Source organism: Streptomyces sp. AA1529 (assembly GCF_000280905.1).
Lineage (GTDB): Bacteria > Actinomycetota > Actinomycetes > Streptomycetales > Streptomycetaceae > Streptomyces.
On the sequence record NZ_ALAP01000049.1, the window covers coordinates 1 to 19,870 of the forward strand.

The 19,870-nt window shown below is 72.5% G+C and carries 14 protein-coding genes and 1 pseudogene; 10 read left to right on the forward strand and 5 right to left on the reverse strand.

Annotated features, from left to right (window positions below):
* Nucleotides 1–378 precede the first annotated feature (378 nt).
* Complete coding sequence (locus A949_RS0114875; protein WP_019356808.1) at nt 379–876, forward strand: Lrp/AsnC family transcriptional regulator; 498 nt, start codon at nt 379–381, stop codon at nt 874–876.
* 12 nt (nt 877–888) lie between these two features.
* Here A949_RS0114875 and A949_RS0114880 read toward each other — a convergent pair whose 3' ends face one another.
* Complete coding sequence (locus tag A949_RS0114880; protein WP_019356809.1) at nt 889–1,524, reverse strand: TetR/AcrR family transcriptional regulator; 636 nt, start codon at nt 1,522–1,524, stop codon at nt 889–891.
* Between the two features lie 229 nt (nt 1,525–1,753).
* Between A949_RS0114880 and paaN the strand changes: the two genes are divergently transcribed.
* On the forward strand, nt 1,754–3,460 hold the full coding sequence (paaN, locus tag A949_RS0114885; protein WP_019356810.1) for a phenylacetic acid degradation protein PaaN: 1,707 nt from the start codon (nt 1,754–1,756) through the stop codon (nt 3,458–3,460).
* Nucleotides 3,461–3,565: 105 nt separating this feature from the next.
* On the opposite strand, the pseudogene A949_RS33510 reads toward paaN, so the two are convergent.
* Nucleotides 3,566–5,295 (reverse strand): annotated as a pseudogene (locus A949_RS33510) (protein kinase domain-containing protein).
* A 392-nt stretch (nt 5,296–5,687) separates the two neighbouring features.
* Here A949_RS33510 and A949_RS0114895 point away from each other — a divergent pair.
* Together A949_RS0114895 and A949_RS0114900 are read left to right on the forward strand one after the other, a co-directional pair.
* The gene (locus A949_RS0114895; RefSeq protein ID WP_026004655.1) at nt 5,688–7,310 is read left to right on the forward strand and encodes a protein kinase domain-containing protein; all 1,623 of its coding nucleotides are present in this window, start codon (nt 5,688–5,690) and stop codon (nt 7,308–7,310) included.
* Nucleotides 7,311–7,466: 156 nt separating this feature from the next.
* Complete coding sequence (locus tag A949_RS0114900) at nt 7,467–8,498, forward strand: phosphotransferase (RefSeq protein WP_019356813.1); 1,032 nt, start codon at nt 7,467–7,469, stop codon at nt 8,496–8,498.
* 294 nt (nt 8,499–8,792) lie between these two features.
* Here the strand turns inward: A949_RS0114900 and A949_RS0114905 are convergent, their stop codons facing one another.
* The gene (locus A949_RS0114905; protein ID WP_026004656.1) at nt 8,793–9,458 is read right to left on the reverse strand and encodes a response regulator; all 666 of its coding nucleotides are present in this window, start codon (nt 9,456–9,458) and stop codon (nt 8,793–8,795) included.
* 395 nt (nt 9,459–9,853) lie between these two features.
* On the opposite strand from A949_RS0114905, the gene pdhA reads away from it, so the two are divergent.
* From pdhA to A949_RS0114930, 5 genes are all read left to right on the forward strand, one after another.
* Nucleotides 9,854–11,329 carry a pyruvate dehydrogenase (acetyl-transferring) E1 component subunit alpha gene (pdhA, locus tag A949_RS0114910; protein WP_019356815.1) on the forward strand — a complete coding sequence of 492 codons (1,476 nt, stop codon included), beginning with the start codon at nt 9,854–9,856 and terminating at the stop codon, nt 11,327–11,329.
* Entirely contained in the window at nt 11,329–12,333 is a 1,005-nt protein-coding gene (locus tag A949_RS0114915; RefSeq protein ID WP_019356816.1) for an alpha-ketoacid dehydrogenase subunit beta, read from the forward strand. The genes pdhA and A949_RS0114915 overlap by 1 nt, the downstream gene beginning before the upstream one ends.
* A 13-nt stretch (nt 12,334–12,346) precedes the next feature.
* On the forward strand, nt 12,347–13,870 hold the full coding sequence (locus A949_RS0114920) for a dihydrolipoamide acetyltransferase family protein (protein ID WP_019356817.1): 1,524 nt from the start codon (nt 12,347–12,349) through the stop codon (nt 13,868–13,870).
* Between the two features lie 296 nt (nt 13,871–14,166).
* Entirely contained in the window at nt 14,167–14,874 is a 708-nt protein-coding gene (locus A949_RS0114925) for a GntR family transcriptional regulator (RefSeq protein WP_019356818.1), read from the forward strand.
* A complete protein-coding gene (locus A949_RS0114930; protein ID WP_026004657.1) occupies nt 14,871–16,193 on the forward strand; it encodes an MFS transporter in 1,323 nt (440 codons plus the stop codon). The genes A949_RS0114925 and A949_RS0114930 overlap by 4 nt, the downstream gene beginning before the upstream one ends.
* Before the next feature lie 185 nt (nt 16,194–16,378).
* On the opposite strand, the gene A949_RS0114935 is transcribed toward A949_RS0114930, so the two are convergent.
* Nucleotides 16,379–17,212 (reverse strand): maleylpyruvate isomerase family mycothiol-dependent enzyme, encoded by an 834-nt coding sequence (locus A949_RS0114935; protein ID WP_026004658.1) that lies wholly within the window; start codon nt 17,210–17,212, stop codon nt 16,379–16,381.
* A 156-nt stretch (nt 17,213–17,368) separates the two neighbouring features.
* Between A949_RS0114935 and A949_RS0114940 the strand changes: the two genes are divergently transcribed.
* Entirely contained in the window at nt 17,369–18,166 is a 798-nt protein-coding gene (locus A949_RS0114940; protein WP_026004659.1) for a carbon-nitrogen family hydrolase, read from the forward strand.
* Between the two features lie 152 nt (nt 18,167–18,318).
* On the opposite strand, the gene A949_RS0114945 is transcribed toward A949_RS0114940, so the two are convergent.
* Nucleotides 18,319–19,830 carry an FAD-dependent monooxygenase gene (locus A949_RS0114945; RefSeq protein ID WP_026004660.1) on the reverse strand — a complete coding sequence of 504 codons (1,512 nt, stop codon included), beginning with the start codon at nt 19,828–19,830 and terminating at the stop codon, nt 18,319–18,321.
* Nucleotides 19,831–19,870 lie beyond the last annotated feature (40 nt).

The following is a 19,870-nucleotide window of genomic DNA, read 5'->3' on the forward strand; positions in this document are numbered from 1 at the left end:
GGACGCGGTACGGCTCCGCCTCGGGGAGGAGCGGCGCGGCCTCGGTGCGGGGGCGCCACGAGGGGGGAGGGGCGGGGGCGTAGGTTCCTGGCTGCTCTAGGACCGTCATGACGAGCACCTCCTCGTGGGGCGGGCTGCGGCGCGTGCGGGCTGCGGGTACGCCCGGTGCGCGCCGGCCTTCTGGCGCGCCGGCCTGCCGATGGCCGTACCACCGGCAGGCCGGGCCGGTGACCGCGTGGGCCACCCCTACCGATTGTTCGGTCGACGGCACATTTTGGCTACGGGTGGCCTTCGCCTGTGGACAACTGGCCCGCAAAACCGTTCGATGTCCGCAGAGTGTCCATGCGGGGGAGGCGAAGGACCGTGCGGGGTGAACATATGGCCAACGGCCCCGGGGACCCGGACCCACCGGCCGGGCACCGGCTTCCCGCCCGGCCGCTGGACTCCGTCGACCGGGACATCCTGCGGCTGCTGCGCGCGGACGGCCGGGCGTCCGTGCGGTCGGTCGCCGAGCGGGTGCACGTCTCCCGCGCCAACGCGTACGCGCGCATCAACCGGCTGATCGACGACGGGGTGATCCGCGGTTTCAGCGCCCGCGTCGACCAGGAGCGCGCGGGCCACGGAGCCTCGGCCTACATCACCCTCAAGATCGTCCAGGACTCCTGGCGCAGCGTCCGCGAGAAGCTCCGGGAGCTGCCGGGCGCGGCCCACATCGCGCTGGTCAGCGGGGACTTCGACGTGCTGCTGCTGGTGCACACCCCGGACAACCGGGCCCTGCGGGACCTGGTGCTGACCCGCATCCAGTCCATGCCGGAGGTGCTGAGCACCCGCACGCTGCTGGTGTTCGAGGAGACCGACCTGGAGCCGGGCCCGTAGCCCCGCGGGCTCTCAGCCGGTGCGCAGGCCCGCGAAGGCGGTGCGGACGACGGCCTCGGCCACCTCGGCGCTGCTGGTGCCGGTGCCGCCCGCCTCGGGCGTCGTGCCGTCCGCCGCGCCCGGGTGCCCCGCGCGTTCCGGGCGGTACCACTCGGCGATCGAATTGATCATGCCGAACAGCAGCCGGGTCGCGAGCCGGGCGTCGACATCGGCACGCAGGTCCCCGTCCGCCGCCGCCTGCTTGACCAGCTCGGCCACCCGCTGGTCGAACTCCCGGCGCCGGGACATCGCCCAGATCTCCGTCTCGGTGTTCCCGCGCACCCGCAGCAGCAGCGTCACGTACGGCAGCTCGGCCAGCAGCACCTCCACCGTGCGGCGGGTGACGTGCTCCAGCCGCTCCACCGCCCGCCCCTCGCGCGCCCGGGGCTCCTCCAGGACCGCGAACAGCTCGTCGAGCGCCCGGCTTATCCCCCTGCGCAGCAGCTCTTCCTTGCCGCGTACGTGGTGGTAGATGGACGACTTGGAGATCCCGGCCGCCTGGGACAGGTGCTCCATCGAGGTGCCGTCGTAGCCCCGCTCGTTGAACACCCGCACGGCGACGGAGAGCAGCGAGTCGGGCGTGTAGGTGTCGCGCTTGACCGTGGGCATGCGGCCGATGCTAGCCGGGCCGTCCCCCGGTGCCGCCGGGCGCCGGGAGGTGGGACGCGCGCCCCGCGGCGCCGGGCCCCGCGCGGGGTGCCGAGCGGAGTTTTCCACAGCTTCCCGGGCCCCCTTGCACCGACCGATCGTTCGGTAGCAGTATCTACCAGGTGAGCGGCTCCGGCAACGCCGTGCCCACCCCGCATTCCGTCCCAGCTCAGCGAGGAGTTGGTCCTGCGTGACCACCGGTATCGGAACGACCACTGCCCAGCTCGTCGACACCCACCGCCCCACCCTGGACCGCGCGCTGGAGGCCATCGCGGGCCGGGAGTTCTGGACCCCGCACCCCGAGCACCCGAAGGCGTACGGCGAGGGCGCGGCCGAGCAGGGCAAGGCGGCCTTCGACGCGCTGTGCGGCAGCCGCTTCGAGCTGCCCGGCCAGCCGGTCTCCGGCGAATGGGTGGCCACCGAGGTGTCGCCGTACGGGCCGGAGCTGGGTATCTCCTACCCCCGTATGGACGAGGGAGCCGTCGACGCCCTGCTGCCGGTCATGCGCGGCGCGCTGCCCGCGTGGCGGAAGGCCGGGGCCGAGGTGCGCGCCGCGGTGTGCCTGGAGATCCTGGCGCGGATCAGCGCCCGCACCCCGGAGTTCGCGCAGGCCGTGATGCACACCAGCGGCCAGGCGTTCATGATGGCTTTCCAGGCCGGCGGGCCGCACGCTCAGGACCGCGGCATGGAGGCGGTGGCCTACGCCTACGCGGAGCAGGTGCGCACCCCCGCGCGGGTCAGCTGGGAGAAGCCGCAGGGCAAGCGCGACCCGCTGCGGGTCACCAAGGAGTTCACCCCGGCCGGGCGCGGTGTCGCGCTGCTGATCGGCTGCAACACCTTCCCCACCTGGAACGGCTTCCCCGGGTTCTTCGCCTCGCTCGCCACCGGGAACGCCGTGCTGGTCAAGCCGCACCCGCGAGCCGTGCTCCCGCTCGCGCTGACGGTGCGGATCGCCCGCGAGGTCCTCGCGGAGGCGGGCTTCGACGCCGATCTGGTGGCGCTGGCGGCCGAGGCGGAGGGCGACGGCATCGCCAGGGACCTGGCCGTCCGGCCCGAGATCCGGGTGATCGACTACACCGGGGGCTCCGCGTTCGGCGAGTGGCTGGAGTCCCATGCCCGCCAGGCGCGGGTCCACACGGAGAAGTCCGGTGTCAACACGGTCGTCATCGACTCCACCGACGACTACCAGGGCATGCTCGCCAACCTCGCCTTCTCGCTGTCGCTCTACAGCGGTCAGATGTGCACCACGCCGCAGAATCTGCTGATCCCGGCGGCCGGCATCGCCACCGAGTCCGGGCCCAGGAGCTATGACGAGGTGGTGGCCGACCTGGCGGCCGCGGTGGACAAGCTGCTCGGCGACGACGCGCGGGCCAACGCGCTGCTGGGCGCCCTGGTCAACGAGCAGGTGCGTACGCGGCTGGAGGCGGCGCCCTCGCTGGGCGAGGTGGCCCTGGCCTCCCGCACCGTGCAGAATCCGGAGTTCCCCGACGCCACGGTGCGTACCCCCGCGATCGTCAAACTGGACGCCACCGAGCCGGAGTCCGAGGGCGCGTATCAGGACGAGTGCTTCGGCCCGGTCTCCTTCGCGGTGGCCGTCGGCTCCACGGAGGATGCGCTGGAGCTGCTGCGGCACACGCTCCAGGCGAAGGGCGCCATGACGGTCGCCGGATACACCACCTCCTCCGAGGTGGCACGGCAACTGGAGGAGGTGTGCTTCGACGAGCCCGCGCAGCTCTCCCTCAATCTGACGGGTGGCGTCTACGTCAACCAGACGGCCGCCTTCAGCGACTTCCACGGTTCGGGTGGCAACCCGGCGGCCAACTGCACGCTGTGCGACGGGGACTTCGTCTCGGGCCGGTTCCGCGTGGTGGAGGTGCGGCGGATGGCGGAGGACTGACGAGCATGTCCCCGGGTGCGGACACCCGGGGACATGTGAAGGCGCTGCGTCCGTGCGGACCGCGGACCCTGGCCGTCTTACGGAACCCGGCCGCGCGGCCGGACCTCAGTCCGCGGGCTGGCCCGTGGAGACGGTCAGGTCGATCTTGTCCTTGTCCGGGTCGAAGTCGTCGAGGTAGTCCGGGGTCTGCTCCAGGACGGTGTTCTTGCCCCACACGTTCTCGTCCTCGGTGGTCACCTCGCCGAGCTTCCACCCGGCGGCGCGCAGGCACGCCTTGACCGAGGTGAGGTCCTTGTAGGTCAGCTCGGGGACCATGACCTTGCTCTTGTCGCTGTAGGACTTCGTGGCGTCGGTGCAGCGGGTGGAGTCGATGGTGCGGCTGGTGTCCGGGCCCTTGTAGCCGCCCGAGTCCGAGCCGCCGTCGTCGCCGCCGCTGTCCCCGGAGCTGCCCGCGGGGTCGGCGCTCTGGGTGGGCTTCGGCTTGGCGGTGGGCTTGGGGTCGGGGTCGGCCCCGCCGCTGTCGGTGAGTCCGATGATCACGAAGACCAGGGCGACGATGACGGCGACGGCGGCCAGACCGTACCCGGCCATGGCACCGGCCGACGGCTTTCTGCCCGAGCCGCCGTTGCCCGGGCCGGAGCCGGTCGCGTTCATCGTGTAGGGCGGCGGGGTGGCGGGGCCGCCGCTGCCGTAGGACGACTGCGGGTATCCGTAGCCGGGTGCGGGGGAGGTCTGGGTGGGGGGCGGGGGGTGGAGGGCCCGAAGCCCCCGCTGTTGTACGGCCCCGGCTGCTGTCCCGGCTGCCCCTGCGGCTGGTAGGGCGTCTGCACGCCGCCCTGCTGGGGCTGGGAGGCCGCGTCGACCGGCGGGAAGACGGCCTGTCCGACCCCGGCACCGCTGTTGGCGGGCGGTCCGCCGCTGATGATGATCGGCGAGGCGCCGGAGGCGACCCCGGAGCCGCCGATCCGGTTGGCCTCGTCGTGCATGGCCTCGGCGGAGGGGAAGCGCTCGTTGGGGTTCTTCTTCAGGGTCCGGGCGACCAGCGCGTCCACGGCCGGGGGGATGGACTGGTTGATGGAGGAGGGCGTGGGCGGCTCCTCCTGGACGTGCGCGTAGGCGATGGCCAGCGGCGAGTCCGCGTCGAACGGCAGCCGCCCGGTGAGCAGCTCGAAGAGCATGATGCCGACCGAGTACAGGTCGGAGCGGGCGTCCACCCCGCGGCCGAGGGCCTGCTCGGGGGAGAGGTACTGCGGGGTGCCGACGACCATGCCGGTCTGTGTCATGGAGGTCACACCGGACTGCATGGCCCGGGCGATGCCGAAGTCCATGACCTTGACCACACCACGCTTGGTGAGCATCACGTTGCCGGGCTTGATGTCCCGGTGCACGAGGCCCATCTCGTGGCTGACCTCGAGGGCCGCCAGCACATCGCCGGTGATCTTCAGGGCCTTCTCGGCGGGCATCGCACCGTACTGGGTGATGTCCTCGTCCAGGACCGTGCGCAGCGGCTTGCCCTCGACGTACTCCATGACGATGTACGGCACCAGCGCGCCGTCGATCTCGTCCTCGCCGGAGTCGAAGACGGAGACGATGTTGGTGTGGGTCAGTTTGGCGACCGACTGCGCCTCGCGGCGGAAGCGCTCGCGGAAGGACTGTTCCCGGCCGAGCTCGGTGTGCAGGGTCTTGACGGCCACCTGCCGGTCGAGCACGGAGTCGTAGGCGAGATATACGGAGGCCATCCCACCGGCGCCGAGCAGTGAACGGAGCTGGAAGCGCCCCCCGCCGACCATGCGGCCCAAGTAGTTGCCGGCCGCCTGTGCGCCGTCGTCGCTCATCTGACTGCTTCCCCCTCGGCGGCGCTGCCCCCGTGCAGGTACGTTGAGTGATCCTTGACCCTGATACTGGCCCAAGTTTGCCCGGGGGTTCGGTCACGTCAAGTTGGTTGCCCGTTCCGTGACCGAATGCGCATAAGCCCTTCGCGAGCGCAGTCCCGAACGGTTCCACGAGCCTAGAGGGTGCCTCTCAGCAGGCGCGGACAGGGTGTGTGCGGGGCGGTCCGGGGTGATTCCGAGACCGACTTGCGGGGGCGCTTCGGAGCTTGTTGGATGACCGCTCGTTGGCTTCGGTACTCCGTCCCACCCTTTGCACCCCCCGCGTGCCTGTAGCCTCCTCGGGGGGAGTGTCCACCGCGTGAAAGTCCGCGGATTCGAATCTACGGCGAGGACTCATGGCACAGACGCAAGCCGCTGGGGGCCCTTCGGACCCCGACGCGACGGGCGGCGGCTCCCTGCCCGATTCGCCGGAGTTGTGGGGCAACAACGGCCTGGTGGGTGACGGCAGGTACCGCCTGACGCACCGCCTCGGCCGCGGCGGCATGGCCGAGGTGTTCGGCGCCGAGGACGTGCGGCTCGGCCGCACGGTCGCGGTCAAGCTGCTGCGCTCCGACCTCGCCGAGGACCCCGTCTCCAAGGCGCGCTTCACGCGCGAGGCCCAGTCGGTCGCGGGCCTCAACCACCACTCGGTCGTCGCCGTCTACGACTCCGGTGAGGAGCTGATCGGCGGCAACATCACCCCCTACATCGTGATGGAGCTGGTCGAGGGCAGCACCATCCGCGATCTGCTGCTGAACGCCGACGCACCGCCGCCGGACCAGGCGCTGATCATCGTCTCGGGGGTGCTGGAGGCGCTGGCCTACAGCCACCAGCACGGGATCGTGCACCGCGACATCAAGCCCGCGAACGTGATCATCACACGGGGCGGCGCGGTCAAGGTGATGGACTTCGGCATCGCCCGCGCGCTGCACGGCGCCTCCAACACCATGACCCAGACCGGCATGGTGATGGGCACCCCGCAGTACCTCTCCCCCGAGCAGGCGCTCGGCAAGACCGTCGACACCCGCTCCGACCTCTACGCCACCGGCTGCCTGCTGTACGAGCTGCTGACCCGGCGGCCCCCGTTCACCGGGGAGACGCCGCTGTCGGTGGTCTACCAGCACGTCCAGGACGACCCGGTGCTGCCCTCGCAGGTCTCGGACAGCACCCCGCCGGAGCTGGACGGTCTGGTGATGCGGGCGCTGGCCAAGGAGCCGGACGACCGGTTCCAGTCCGCTGAGGAGATGCGCGGGCTGACGCAGTACGCGCTGCAGATGCTGAACGAGCAGGGCGGCCACACCGGCGGCCTGTGGAACACCGGTCCGGTGGCGCAGCAGGGGGCCGCCACCCAGGTGATGGGCGCCGCGGGAGCGGGCGCCCGGCCGCACCCCTCGCACTCCGACACCTCCCAGATGGGCGCTCCGATGCTGGCGGGCTCCCGGGAGGACGACGGTGGTTTCGACGGCGGGCCCCGGCGGGGCGGCCGGGGCGGTGGTGGCGGCAAGGGTGTCCGGTACGCGCTGGTCGCCTTTCTCGCGGTGATCGCCATAGCGGGCGGGATCTTCTTCGCCCTCAACGGGAACGACGCCAAGGACAACAAGCAGGACAAGCCGGACCCCAGTACGACCCAGTCGGAGACCGACAAGCCCTCCAAGAAGCCCTCGTCCACGCCGACGGAGACCGAGGAGGACCAGCCGGGCACCGACCAGGGCAATGGCGACTGGACTCCGACCGACCGGCCCTCCGAGTCGTATCCGAGCGACACGCAGCCGAGTGAGACGCAGCCCTCCGAGACCGGCGACCCGAGCCAGACGGGCAGCGGCAGCAACGGCGGCGGTTCCGGGAACGGCGGCAACGGGGGCAAGCCGACCAAGAGCCAGTCGCCGCCCACCGGGGACGCGGACGGTGGCGGCGGTGCCAACGACGGCGGCAGCGCCGGCGACGGCGACGCCGGTACGGACAGCGGTACCGAGCAGTAGCCGGCGGAGCCGCGTGTGCCGGGGAGGCCGCCACTCGGTGGTCGCGCCCGGCGGATCCGGGGTGAGCGCGCCCGCTGGTCAACTCCGGTTTGACGCCTCGTCCACCGCGGGTTGACGAGGCGGCGCGCGGCCCCCTGGTGGCTCTACGATGCGGCCGTGCAGCCGTCTTCCCCCGCCCTCACGGAGGGCACGCTCCACTCTCTGCTGCGGCAGTACGACGGTGTCGGGGAGCCCCTCTCGTGCACACCGGTCTCGCACGGACTGCTCAACAGGGGCTACCGCCTGACGACCGCCCGCGGCGGCTATTTCCTCAAACACCATCTCGACGGACCGGGTTCGCTCGACCGGATCGAGCGCCAGCACCGTGCCACCGACCGGCTGGGCGAGCTGGGGCTGCCGGTCGTGCCGGTGGTGCCGGGATCCGGCGGCGGGACCGTCACCGTGGCCGAGGGGCGCTGCTTCGCGCTGCATCCGTGGATCGAGGGCACCCACCGGCACGGCACCGAGCTGACCGCGGGGCAGTCCCGGCAACTGGGCGCCCTGCTGGGGCGGGTCCACGTCCGGCTCGCCCGGGCGCTGCCCGACCCGCCGAGCGCCGAGCACGAGAGCGCCGATCCGGCCGCCACGTACGACACGATCGGCGAGCTGCTGGAGCGGGTCCGCAGCCGCCGCAACCGGGACAGTTTCGACGAGCTGGCCGAGCACCGGCTCACCGAGCGCCGCGAACTGCTGCGCCGCCACGCGGACGCCCGGCCGGGTGCGGTCCCGGACCGCTTCACCGGCTGGGTGCACGGCGACTTCCATCCGCTCAACCTGCTCTACGCGCCCCCGGGCCGCAGCCCCCGCCCGGTGGCGATCCTGGACTGGGACCGGCTGGGGGTGCATCCGCGGGCCGAGGAGGCCGTCCGCGGGGCGGCGATCTTCTTCCTGCGCCCGGGCGGCACCCTGGATCTGCGGAAGGTGCGCGCCTTCGCCCGCGCCTACCGGGGAGCCGCGGGAGCCTCCCGCGCGGAGCTGGCCGCCGCCGTGCACCGGGTGTGGTGGGAGCGGCTGAACGACTTCTGGATGCTGCGCTGGCGCTACCAGCTGTGCGATGTGCGGACCGACCCTCAGTTCCCGGCGGCGGCCGCGCTGGTCGTCTGGTGGACCGCCCACTACCCGGCCGTCCGATCCGCCTTCTGCGACTGAAACAGTGCTCCCCTTCACTGCGCACCCCCCCTTCGCGGGGCGCGCGACCCCCTTCGCGGGGCGCGAGTCCGCGGCGTCAGTTCCCCTTCCCCACGGGCGCGTTGCGTTGTGGTGGCACGCCCCCGTCGTGTTCGGCTGCCGCCGAGCGGTCGTGTCGGGGGCGCTGCACCCCCAACGGCCCCCCGCTAAGGGGGTTCGGGGGCGAACGCCCCGACAACGGCGCCGCACCGAGGCGAACAACAGACGGGGGCACCCCGCGAAGGGGGACACGGCGCCCCCGGAAGGGGGCGCGGCTCAGTCGTCGTGGGCCGCGCGGATCCGCGCAATGTACGCGGCGGCCTGAGACCGCCGCTCCATGCCCAATTTCCCCAGCAGCCCGGAGACATAGTTCTTCACCGTCTTCTCGGCGAGGTGGAGCCGTTCTCCGATGGCCCGGTTGGTCAGTCCTTCTCCGATGAGTCCCAGGATCGTCCGCTCCTGGGCGGAGAGCGCGCCGAGCCGTTCGTCCGGGGGGCCGCCGGTGCCCCGGTCGCGCAGCCGGTCCAGGACGCGCCGGGTGTCGGCCGGGTCGAGCAGCGAGACGCCGGCGGCGACCTGGTGTACGGCGTGCAGGAGTTCGCCGCCGGTCAGCCCTTTGAGTACGTAGCCGGAGGCGCCGGCCACCACGGAGGCGAGGAGTGCCTCGTCGTCGGCGTAGGAGGTGAGCATCAGGCAGCGCACGCTCTCGTCGCGGGAGCGCACCTCGCGGCAGACTTCGATGCCGCTGCCGTCGGGGAGCCGTACGTCGAGGATGGCCACGTCGGCCCGGGCGGCGGCGATCCCGGTGAGCGCGGCGGCTGCTGTACCGGCTTCGCCGGCGATCTCGACGCCGGGGTCGGCCGTGAGCATGTCGCGCACGCCTCGGCGGACGATCTCGTGATCGTCGACCAGGTATACCCGGGTTCGTCCATTTTCGGGCATTTTCTCAGTCTCACATATTGATCGGCTCTCCACTCTTCCCGGGCTCCCGCACCCCGGGTTACCGTGCGGAGGTCCGCGGCTCGCGAAGCCGTGACCAGTGATGTCCCGATTCTTCGCACAATTGCTCGGGGTTCCTCGTTCTTACTTGGATATCCGAGCAAAGTTGCAGGTCAGGGCCGCCTCGTGCGTCTATGGAGATGCCAGCCATGGCTGGGGTGTCCCGGCCGGGGTCGGGACAGCGTGGCCGCGACCGGGACAGCAGTCACCGCCCGGTGCCGACCGCGACGCTCCCACCCCGTGCGCCGCACGGGACCGGGCGAGCCTCCCCCCGCCAGTGGGTGGGGGAGCCCCAGGTCACCGGCAATCCCGGCGGCCGGACAGACGGAGGAGCACACGTGACCGTGGAGAGCACTGCCGCGCGGAGCGACGCGCGCCGCAGCGGCACCGGAGGAAAGCGCGCCACCCAGGCCGCCACCGGCAGGGCCGCCGGGAACGGGACGGCCGAGGCCCCGGAGGCCGCGACGGCCGCGGGCACGCCCCGCAAGGCGGCGGCGAAGACGTCCCGCAAGCCGGCCGCCGAGAGCACCGGCGGCACCGGCGGCACCAAGAGCGCCGGGAAGACCACCCGGAAGGCCCCCGCCAAGAGCGCCGCGAAGGCCGCTGCCAAGGCCCCCGCGAAGGGCAGGGCCACCGCGAAGGCCTCCGCGAAGGCCCCGGCGAAGGCCCCCGCGAAGGCCAGGGGCTCGGCGAAGGCCCGCACCCGCGCCCCCGGCGACGGCCCCGGGCAGCCCGAGCCGGAGCTGGTCCAGCTTCTGACCCCCGAGGGCGAGCGGGTCACCCATCCGGACTACGACGTGGATCTGAGTGCCGAGGAGATCCAGGGCCTCTACCGCGACATGGTGCTGACCCGGCGGTTCGACGCCGAGGCCACGGCGCTGCAGCGGCAGGGCGAGCTGGGGCTGTGGGCCTCGCTGCTGGGCCAGGAGGCCGCGCAGATCGGTTCCGGCCGCGCGCTGCGCCCGGACGACTACGTCTTCCCCACCTACCGCGAGCACGGCGTCGCCTGGTGCCGCGACGTGGATCCGACGATGCTGCTGGGCATGTTCCGCGGGGTGAACAACGGCGGCTGGGATCCGAACACCAACAACTTCCACCTCTACACGATCGTCATCGGCTCCCAGGTGCTGCACGCGACCGGGTACGCGATGGGCGTGGCCAAGGACGGCGCCGACTCGGCGGTGATCGCCTATTTCGGTGACGGCGCCTCCAGCCAGGGAGACGTCGCCGAGGCGTTCACGTTCTCCGCGGTCTACAACGCTCCGGTGGTCTTCTTCTGCCAGAACAACCAGTGGGCGATCTCGGAGCCCACCGAGCGCCAGTCGCGGGTGCCGATCTACCAGCGGGCCCAGGGCTTCGGTTTCCCCGGGGTGCGGGTGGACGGCAACGACGTGCTGGCCTGCCTCGCGGTGACCAAGGCCGCCGTGGAGCGGGCCCGCGCGGGTGAGGGCCCGATGCTGATCGAGGCGTTCACCTACCGGATGGGCGCCCACACCACGTCCGACGACCCCACGCGCTACCGCTCCGACGAGGAGCGCACCGAGTGGGAGGCCAAGGACCCGATCCAGCGGCTGCGGGTCTACCTGGAGAGCGCGGGTCTGGCCGACGACGCCTTCTTCGCCGGTGTGGAGGAGGAGAGCGAGGCCATGGGGCGGCATGTGCGGGAGGCGATCCGCACCATGCCCGACCCCGACACCATGGCGATCTTCGAGAACGCCTACGCGGACGGGCATGCGCTGGTCGACGAGGAGCGCGCCCAGTTCGCCTCGTATCTCGCCTCGTTCGCCGACTCGGATTCCCAGGAGGGCCGCTGATGGCCGCCACCGGCACGGCCTCCGCGGCCGCCCAGAAGCTTCCCGTCGCCAAGGCGATCAACTCCTCGCTGCGCACGGCACTGGAGAACGACCCCAAGGTCCTCGTCATGGGCGAGGACGTCGGCAAGCTCGGCGGGGTCTTCCGGGTCACCGACGGGCTCCAGAAGGACTTCGGCGAGGACCGGGTCATCGACACGCCGCTGGCCGAGTCCGGCATCGTCGGCACCGCGATCGGGCTGGCGCTGCGCGGGTACCGTCCCGTGGTCGAGATCCAGTTCGACGGTTTCGTCTTCCCCGCCTACGACCAGATCGTCACCCAGCTCGCCAAGATGCACGCGCGGGCGCTGGGCAAGATCAAGCTGCCGGTCGTCATCCGTATCCCCTACGGCGGCGGCATCGGTGCGGTGGAGCACCACAGCGAGTCGCCGGAAGCGCTGTTCGCGCATGTGGCGGGGCTCAAGTGCGTCTCGCCCTCGAACGCCTCGGACGCCTACTGGATGATGCAGCAGGCCATCGAGAGCGACGACCCGGTGATCTTCTTCGAGCCGAAGCGGCGCTACTGGGACAAGGGCGAGGTCGACCCGTCCGCCATTCCGGCGCCGCTGCACTCCGCGCAGGTGGCCCGGCAGGGCAGTGCGGTGACCGTCGCGGCTTACGGCCCGATGGTGAAGGTCTGCCTGGAGGCGGCGGCCGCCGCCGAGGAGGAGGGCAACTCGCTGGAGGTCGTGGACCTGCGTTCGATGTCGCCCATCGACTTCGACACGGTGCAGCGCTCCGTCGAGAAGACGGGCCGTCTCGTGCTCGTCCACGAGGCCCCGGTCTTCCTCGGTACCGGAGCGGAGATCGCCGCCCGCATCACCGAGCGGTGCTTCTACCATCTTGAAGCACCGGTACTGCGGGTGGGCGGTTTCCACGCGCCGTACCCACCGGCCCGGCTGGAGGACGAGTACCTGCCGAACCTGGACCGGGTGCTCGATGCCGTCGACCGCGCGCTGGCGTACTGAGGAGAGCGTGACGATGACCAACAGCGCACAGACCGGACAGGCGGCCGCCGGAGTCCGCGAGTTCAAGATGCCCGACGTGGGCGAGGGGCTCACCGAGGCGGAGATCCTCAAGTGGTTCGTCCAGCCCGGTGACACGGTCACCGACGGGCAGGTCGTCTGCGAGGTGGAGACGGCCAAGGCCGCGGTGGAGCTGCCCATCCCCTTCAACGGGCTGGTGCACGAGCTGCGGTTCGACGAGGGCACGACGGTCGACGTCGGTACGCCGATCATCACCGTCGACACCGGTGGCCCGGCCACCGGCACCGGCGGCGGGGACGCCTCCGCCGCCCAGCCCGCGATGGAGACCGGGCCCGCGGCGGCCGCCGAGGTCGCGGGTGAGGCGGAGGCCGCGCAGGCCGGCGGCGAGGAGGCCGAGCCCGAGGGGCGGCAGCCCGTGCTGGTCGGGTACGGCGTCGGCGCCAGTTCGACCAAGCGCCGCCCGCGCAAGCCGGCGGCCGGTGCGGCGGACGCGGCGGCACCTGCTCCGGCTCCGGCCGGGGAGCGGGCCACCGCTCCGACGCCCGCTCCGGTACCGGCGAGCAACGGGAGCGGGGCGGCGGCTCCGGTCGCGCCCGGCGGGCCGCGGCCGCTCGCCAAGCCCCCGGTGCGCAAGCTCGCCAAGGATCTGGGTGTCGATCTGAGCACTGTCACGCCGACCGGTCCGGACGGCATCGTCACCCGCGACGACGTGCATGCGGCCGCGGCACCGGCCCGGACCCCCGCGCCGGCGGCTCCCGCACCCGTCGCCGCGGCGGAACCGGCCGCGGAGGCGGCACCGGAGCCCGCGGTCCCCGGCGTCCGGGAGACCCGCATCCCGGTGAAGGGGGTGCGGAAGGCCACGGCGCAGGCGATGGTCGGCAGTGCGTTCACGGCGCCGCACGTCACCGAGTTCGTGACGGTGGACGTCACGCGCACGATGAAGCTGATCGGGCAGCTCAAGCAGGATCCCGAGCTGGCCGGGGTCCGGGTCAATCCGCTGCTCCTCGTCGCCAAGGCGTTCCTGCTGGCGATCCGGCGCAACCCGGACGTCAACGCGTCCTGGGACGAGGAACACCAGGAGATCGTGCGCAAGCACTACGTCAACCTGGGGATCGCGGCGGCCACGCCGCGCGGGCTGGTCGTTCCCAACATCAAGGACGCACAGGAGAAGACCCTGCCCGAACTGGCGTCCGCGCTCGGTGAGCTGGTCGGTACGGCACGTGAGGGGAAGACCAGCCCGGCCGCGATGAACGGGGGCACGGTGACGATCACCAATGTCGGCGTCTTCGGCGTGGACACCGGTACGCCGATCCTCAACCCGGGTGAGTCCGCCATTCTTGCCTTCGGCCGGATCCGCGAGCAGCCCTGGGTGCACAAGGGCAAGGTCAAGCCGCGGCATGTCACCACGCTGGCGCTCTCCTTCGATCACCGGCTGGTGGACGGGGAGCTGGGCTCCAAGGTGCTGGCGGACACCGCGGCGGTGCTGGAGCGGCCCAAGCGGCTCATGACGTGGTCCTGAGAGAGCGATGAGTGACGTGGTCCTGACGGGCCGGCTCATGGCGTGCGCCTGACCGGGCGACCCGTGATGTGGGCTTGACAGGCGGCGGCCGCGAGCCGTGACCGAACGCACCGGGGGTGCGGGGCACTGCCCCGCACCCCCGTTCGCGTGCCCGCGCTCGCACCCCCGTTCGCGTGCCCGCGCTCGCACCCCCGTTCGCGTGCCCCGCCGCCCGGGCCCCGGGCGGCGGGGCACGCTCCGTCCCACATGGCGGATGGCGTCTGCGCAGGCATGCGTGTTGTATCTAAGGTGTGCGCATGACTTCCCCCGCGCCCGCCTCGGCCGCCAAGGACACCCGGCGTACGCCCGCTGCCGAGCGGGTGTACGCGCATGTCAAGCAAGCCGTTCTCGAACGGCGCTACGAGGGCGGCGTGCTGCTGACGGAGGGCGAACTCGCGGAGGCGGTCGGGGTGTCCCGGACCCCCGTGCGCGAGGGGCTCCTCCGGCTGGAGGTCGAGGGCCTCATCCGGCTCTACCCGAAGAAGGGCGCCCTGGTCCTGCCGGTCTCCGCGCAGGAGATCGAGGACGTGGTGGAGACCCGCCTGCTGGTGGAGCAGCACGCGGTGCGCCGCGCGGTGCCCGTCTCGCGTCCGCTGGTCGACCGGCTGGAGGAGACCCTGGCCGAGCAGGTCGCGCACGCGGAGACCGGCGACCTGGCCGCCGTCTCGGCCGCCGACCGCTGCTTCCACGCCACGATCGTCGAGGCCACCGGGAACCAGATCCTCACCCGCCTCTACGACCAGCTCCGGGACCGCCAACTCCGGATGGGGGTCGCGGTGATGCACGCGCACCCGGACCGGGTCGCCAAGAACATCGCCGAGCACGCGGACATCCTGCGCACCCTGCGTGAGGGCGACAGCGAGGCGGCGGCGCTCGCGGTGCACCAGCACGTGAGCCGGGTGCGGCACCTGGTGCGCGGCGAGGACCTGCGCGGGTACGGCCTCGCCCAGGGCGGTCCGCGATGACCACGACACCGTCCGCCGGGGTCAGGCTGCCGGGGGATCCGCCGGGCGGCCCGCGTGCGATGTGGGTGTGGGGCATCGGCGTCGCGGTCTACTTCGTCGCGGTCACCTTCCGTACGAGTCTCGGCGTGGCCGGTATCGATGCGGCGCAGCGCTTCGACATCAACGCCTCGGCGCTCTCCAGCTTCTCGATCCTCCAACTGCTGGTGTACGCGGGGATGCAGATACCCGTGGGCCTGCTGGTGGATCGCTGGGGGACGCGCCGCATCCTGCTGCTGGGCATCCTGCTGTTCACCGCGGGCCAGTTCGGCTTCGCGCTCGCGTCCGGCTACGGCACGGCGCTGGCCTTCCGCGCGCTGCTGGGCTGCGGCGACGCGATGACCTTCATCGCCGTACTGCGCCTGGGAGCGCGCTGGTTCCCCGCGCGCCGGGGGCCGGTGATCGCGCAGGTCGCGGCGCTGATCGGGATGTCGGGCAACCTCGTCACCACGCTGGTGCTGGCCCGGGTGCTGGACACCTTCGGCTGGCGGCCGACGTTCGCCGGGAGCGCGGCGGGCGGTCTGGTCATCCTGCTGCTGGTGTTCTTCTGCCTGCGGGACCATCCGGAGGGGTACGAACCGCCGTCGGTCCCCAGGACCGGCGACGGCGCGCCCGGACCGGGCTTCGTGCGGCGGCAGATCGGCGCGGCCTGGCGGGAGCCGGGCACCAGGGCGGGAATGTGGGTGCACTTCACCTGCCAGTTCCCCGGGATGGTCTTCCTGCTGCTGTGGGGGATGCCGTTCCTGGTCGAGGCCCAGGGCCTGGGCAAGGGGACGGCGGGCGAGCTGCTGACCCTGGTCGTGGTCTCCAACATGTGCTGCGGCCTGGTGTACGGCCAGGTCATCGCACGTCACCACGCGGCCCGTACGCCGTTGGTGCTGGGCACGGTGGCCGCCACCGCGACGGCCTGGGCGACGGTCCTCGCCTGGCCGGGGCAGGCCCCGATGTGGCTGCTGGTGCTGCTGTGTGTGGTGCTCGGCGCCTGTGGGCCCGGCTCGATGATCGGCTTCGACTTCTCGCGGCCGGCCAATCCGCCCGAACGGCACGGCACCGCCTCCGGCATCGTCAACATGGGCGGCTTCACGGCGTCCATGACGACGCTGTTCGCTGTGGGCGTACTGCTCGATCTGACCGGCGACAACTTCCGGATCGCCTTCGCCTGCGTCTTCGTCCTGCAGGCCCTCGGCCTGGCGCAGTTCGCCCGGCTGCGGGTGCGTGCCGTCCGGCGGGAGCGGGAGCGCGTGGTGGCCAGCCGGGTGGAGGCGGTGCACGTCCCCGTGTGAGCGGACGGGCTCCACGGGTGCGGCACGGCCGGCGGGCCAGGACGGCGGACGGCGGACGCGGGCGGCGACACGCCGGGCGCCCAGGCGACCGGCGAACGGGCGGGGCCCGGAACCCGGGGCCCGGAACGCCGGTGCCCGGGGTCAGGCTCCGGCGGGACCGCACCCCATCCGCACGGGGACCGGCGTCACGGTGTCACGGCGAAGTGCTTGAGTACGGCCTCGGCCAGGTCGGCGTCCCCTTCGGTCTTCACGCGGTCCGCGACGGCCTCCGGCCGCACCCGGCCCGCGGCGAGCCGGGAGTAGGTCTCCCAGTCCATGGCCAGGGTGACGGCGGGGCCCAGCGAGACGCTGCTGTCCACGGTCCCGCGGCCGTCCTGGTCCACCCGCACCGTGCGCATGAACTCGACCGGGCCGCTGACGTCGAAGACGACGGCGCAGTTCGGCGGCGCCCCGGCGTCCTTGGCGACGACCTTCGGGAGCCCGGCGAGGAACACGTCCCGGGTCACGTGCGCACCGGGTGAGTCCAGGTTGCCGGGCCTGTCCAGGGCGCGCCGCAGGTCCTGTTCGTGCACCCACACGTCGAACGCCCGCAGCATCAGCTGCCGCTCCAGCGGCAGCTTGCGCGGCCCGAACGGCACCACGCTGTTGACCTCGGCCTCCGCGCTGCGCTTCTCGTTGCGCAACTGGCGTGCGCGGCGGATGAGGGTGTACTCGAACTCGCTGGTCATCTCCGGACCGGTGTGGTGCCGCCGCACGTCCACCTGCACTTCCATGTGCCGGCTGACCTCGTCGCGGACGTGGTAGATGTCGCGGGGGAGGGAGTGGATGGGCCGGGGATCGCCCAGCAGTTCGCATTCGACACCGATGATGTGGGAGACCACATCGCGGACCGACCACCCCGGGCACTCGGTCCGCCCGTTCCACTCCCCTTCCACAAGGGAAGTGACCAGCTCGGATATCGCTTCCATGGACTGCGTCCAGGCGTCAACGTAGGGCTGAAGGCTTGGGTGGTCGGTCACGGGACCCCTCGGCGTTGCGGTTCGTTCGCGGGCTTGTGCAGGGCAGGGTGCTCATGATGGGTGCTCTCAAGTTACGCTGCGCCCAGGCACCCCGGCAGTGGTTTCGGGACGATGCTAGGCCCAATCGCCCCCCTCGATCGCATGGACGGTGGTACGGTGCGCGCTTCGCTTCTGCAGATTCAGGTCGACCCGGACGAGCCGGTGGCTTCCCGGCGTGAGCGGGTGGCCTCTCTGGTACGGGCCCAGGCGGGGGCCGACCTGGTGGTCCTGCCCGAGCTGTGGCCCGTCGGCGCCTTCGCGTACGAGCGCTTCGCCGCCGAGGCCGAGGAGGCGGATCCGGCCACCGGGCCGACGGCGCTGGCGATGTCGGCGGCGGCGCGGGACGCGGGCGTGTGGCTGCACGCGGGCTCCATCGTGGAGAAGGGGACGGAGGGCGGCGCCCTCTACAACACCTCGCTGGTGTTCTCGCCCTCCGGCGAGCTCGCCGCCACCTACCGCAAGATCCACCGCTTCGGCTTCGACCGGGGCGAGGCCACCATGATGTCCGCGGGCACCACCCCGGTCACCGTGCCACATCCGGAGACCGTACTCGGCCTGGCCACCTGCTACGACCTGCGCTTCCCCGAACTCTTCCGGGCTCTGGTCGACGCCGAACCCGAGGGAGCCCAGGTGCTGGTTGTCCCGGCCGGCTGGCCCGCCAAGCGCGCCGACCACTGGACGCTCTTCGCCCGCACCCGCGCCGTGGAGAACCAGTGCTTCGTCCTGGCCTGCGGCACGGCGGGCAGCCACGCGGGCGTCGCGCAGGCGGGCCGCAGCGCCGTCATCGACCCCTGGGGCGAGGTCCTGGCGCAGACGGACAGCACCGAGGAGACCATCGTCACCGCCGATCTCGACCTCTCCCAGGTGGCGAAGGTGCGCGAGTCCTTCCCGGTGCTCAAGGACCGGGTGCTCTGATTCCCGGGTCTTCCGGGCCTTCCGGGCCTTCCGGGCCTTCCGGGCCTTCCGGTCCTTCGGGGCGTTCCGGGGCCCGAGCCCCGGAACGCCGCAGGGCCGGGGGCTCGGGCTCCGCGGGCCGCCGCCCGGTCAGGGCGGTCGGCCCGCTCCGGCTACCGGCCGTCGGCCCGCTCCGGCTCCCGGGCGGCGCCCAGGGGTGCGCCGAACCACCGGTGCAGTGCGGCGCGCAGGCCCCTGACGTCGTCCGGTGCGTGTCCGGTCCATGCCACGTGGCAGTCGGGGCGCAGCAGCAGCCCGGTCGCGCTCGTGCCCTCCGCCGCGGTGCCGCTGACGACGTCGACCCGGTCCTGCCAGGGCGCCGCGGCCTCCGCGAAGCCGCCGCACAGGTCCAGCAGCAAGGGCCGGGCGGTGCGCGTCAGATCGGCCAGCCGGCGGGTGTCCGCGGCGGTGTGCACCACGAGGTCGGGCGCGAAGCCCTCGGTGGTGCCGGCGAGCAGGTGGGCCATGCGCGCGGTGCCGCCGGGCGCGGCCAGCAGGTCGCCGAAGACGTCCCGCAGGGCGCTGACTTCCGGTCCCGGCCGCATCAGCGCCGCCTGGGCCAGAGTCGAGGTCATGACACGTTCGGCTACGGGCCGGCGTTCGGCTTCGTAGGTGTCGAGCAGTCCTTCGGGAGCCCACCCCCGCACCGTCGCGGCCAGCTTCCAGCCGAGGTCGACCGCGTCCTGCAGACCGAGATTGAGGCCGGGGCCGCCGATCGCCGAGTGCACGTGGGCCGCGTCGCCCAGGAGCAGGATCCGCCGGTCCCGGTAGCGCTCCGCCAGCCGGGTGTTGCTGCCGACCAGCCGCCGCAGCAGGTGCGGCCCGGCTCCCTCCGGGGGATCCAGCGGGACGGGGGCGCCCAGTACGCGTTCGGCGCTCGTCCTCATCTCTTCGAAGGTCATCGGGGTGGTCGCGTCGACCGGCGCACCGGTCTCGGTGGTGTGGAACGTGGGCGCACGGCCGGGCAGCAGCCCCCACACGGCTGTGCCGCGCTCCGTGCGCACGTACATCGAGGGCGGCAGGCTGCCGTAGCCGGGAACGAGCAGTTCGCCGTCCGGGCTCAGACACGCGTCCGCCACGGACACGTTGGCGGAGCGGAGCACGAAGTCGTCGGTCGTCACTCCGGGGAAGCCGATGCCGGACAGCCGCCGCACGGTGCTGCGGCCCCCGTCGGCACCGACGAGGTGGCGGGCGGTGAGGGACCCGCCGTCCGCGAGGGTGACCCGGACGCGGTCGCCGTCCTGGTCGAGCTCGGTCACCTCCTGCTCCCTGCGCAGGTCGACGCCGAGCTCCAGGGCGCGGGCGGTGAGGACCTGCTCGATCCGCTCCTGCGGTGCGGGCAGCAGGTACAGGGGGTTCTCGTCGAGGCCGGTGAGGTCCAGCGTCAACGCGCCGAACATGTAGCGGGACGCGGGCCGGGGCGGCTCGCCGGATCCGCTGACGGGCGCGTGGAGCCCACGGCGGTCGAGCATGCGCACCACCTGCCCGACCAGGCCGTTGGCCCGGGGCTCGGTCTTCGGACCGGCGAGGCGTTCCAGCACGGTCGGCCGCACCCCGGCCAGTGCCAGCTCACAGGCCAGCATCAGTCCGTTCGGGCCGCCGCCGACTATGATCACATCAAGCATGATATTTCTCCTCTTCGGGGCATGGAGGGGCGGAGGCCGC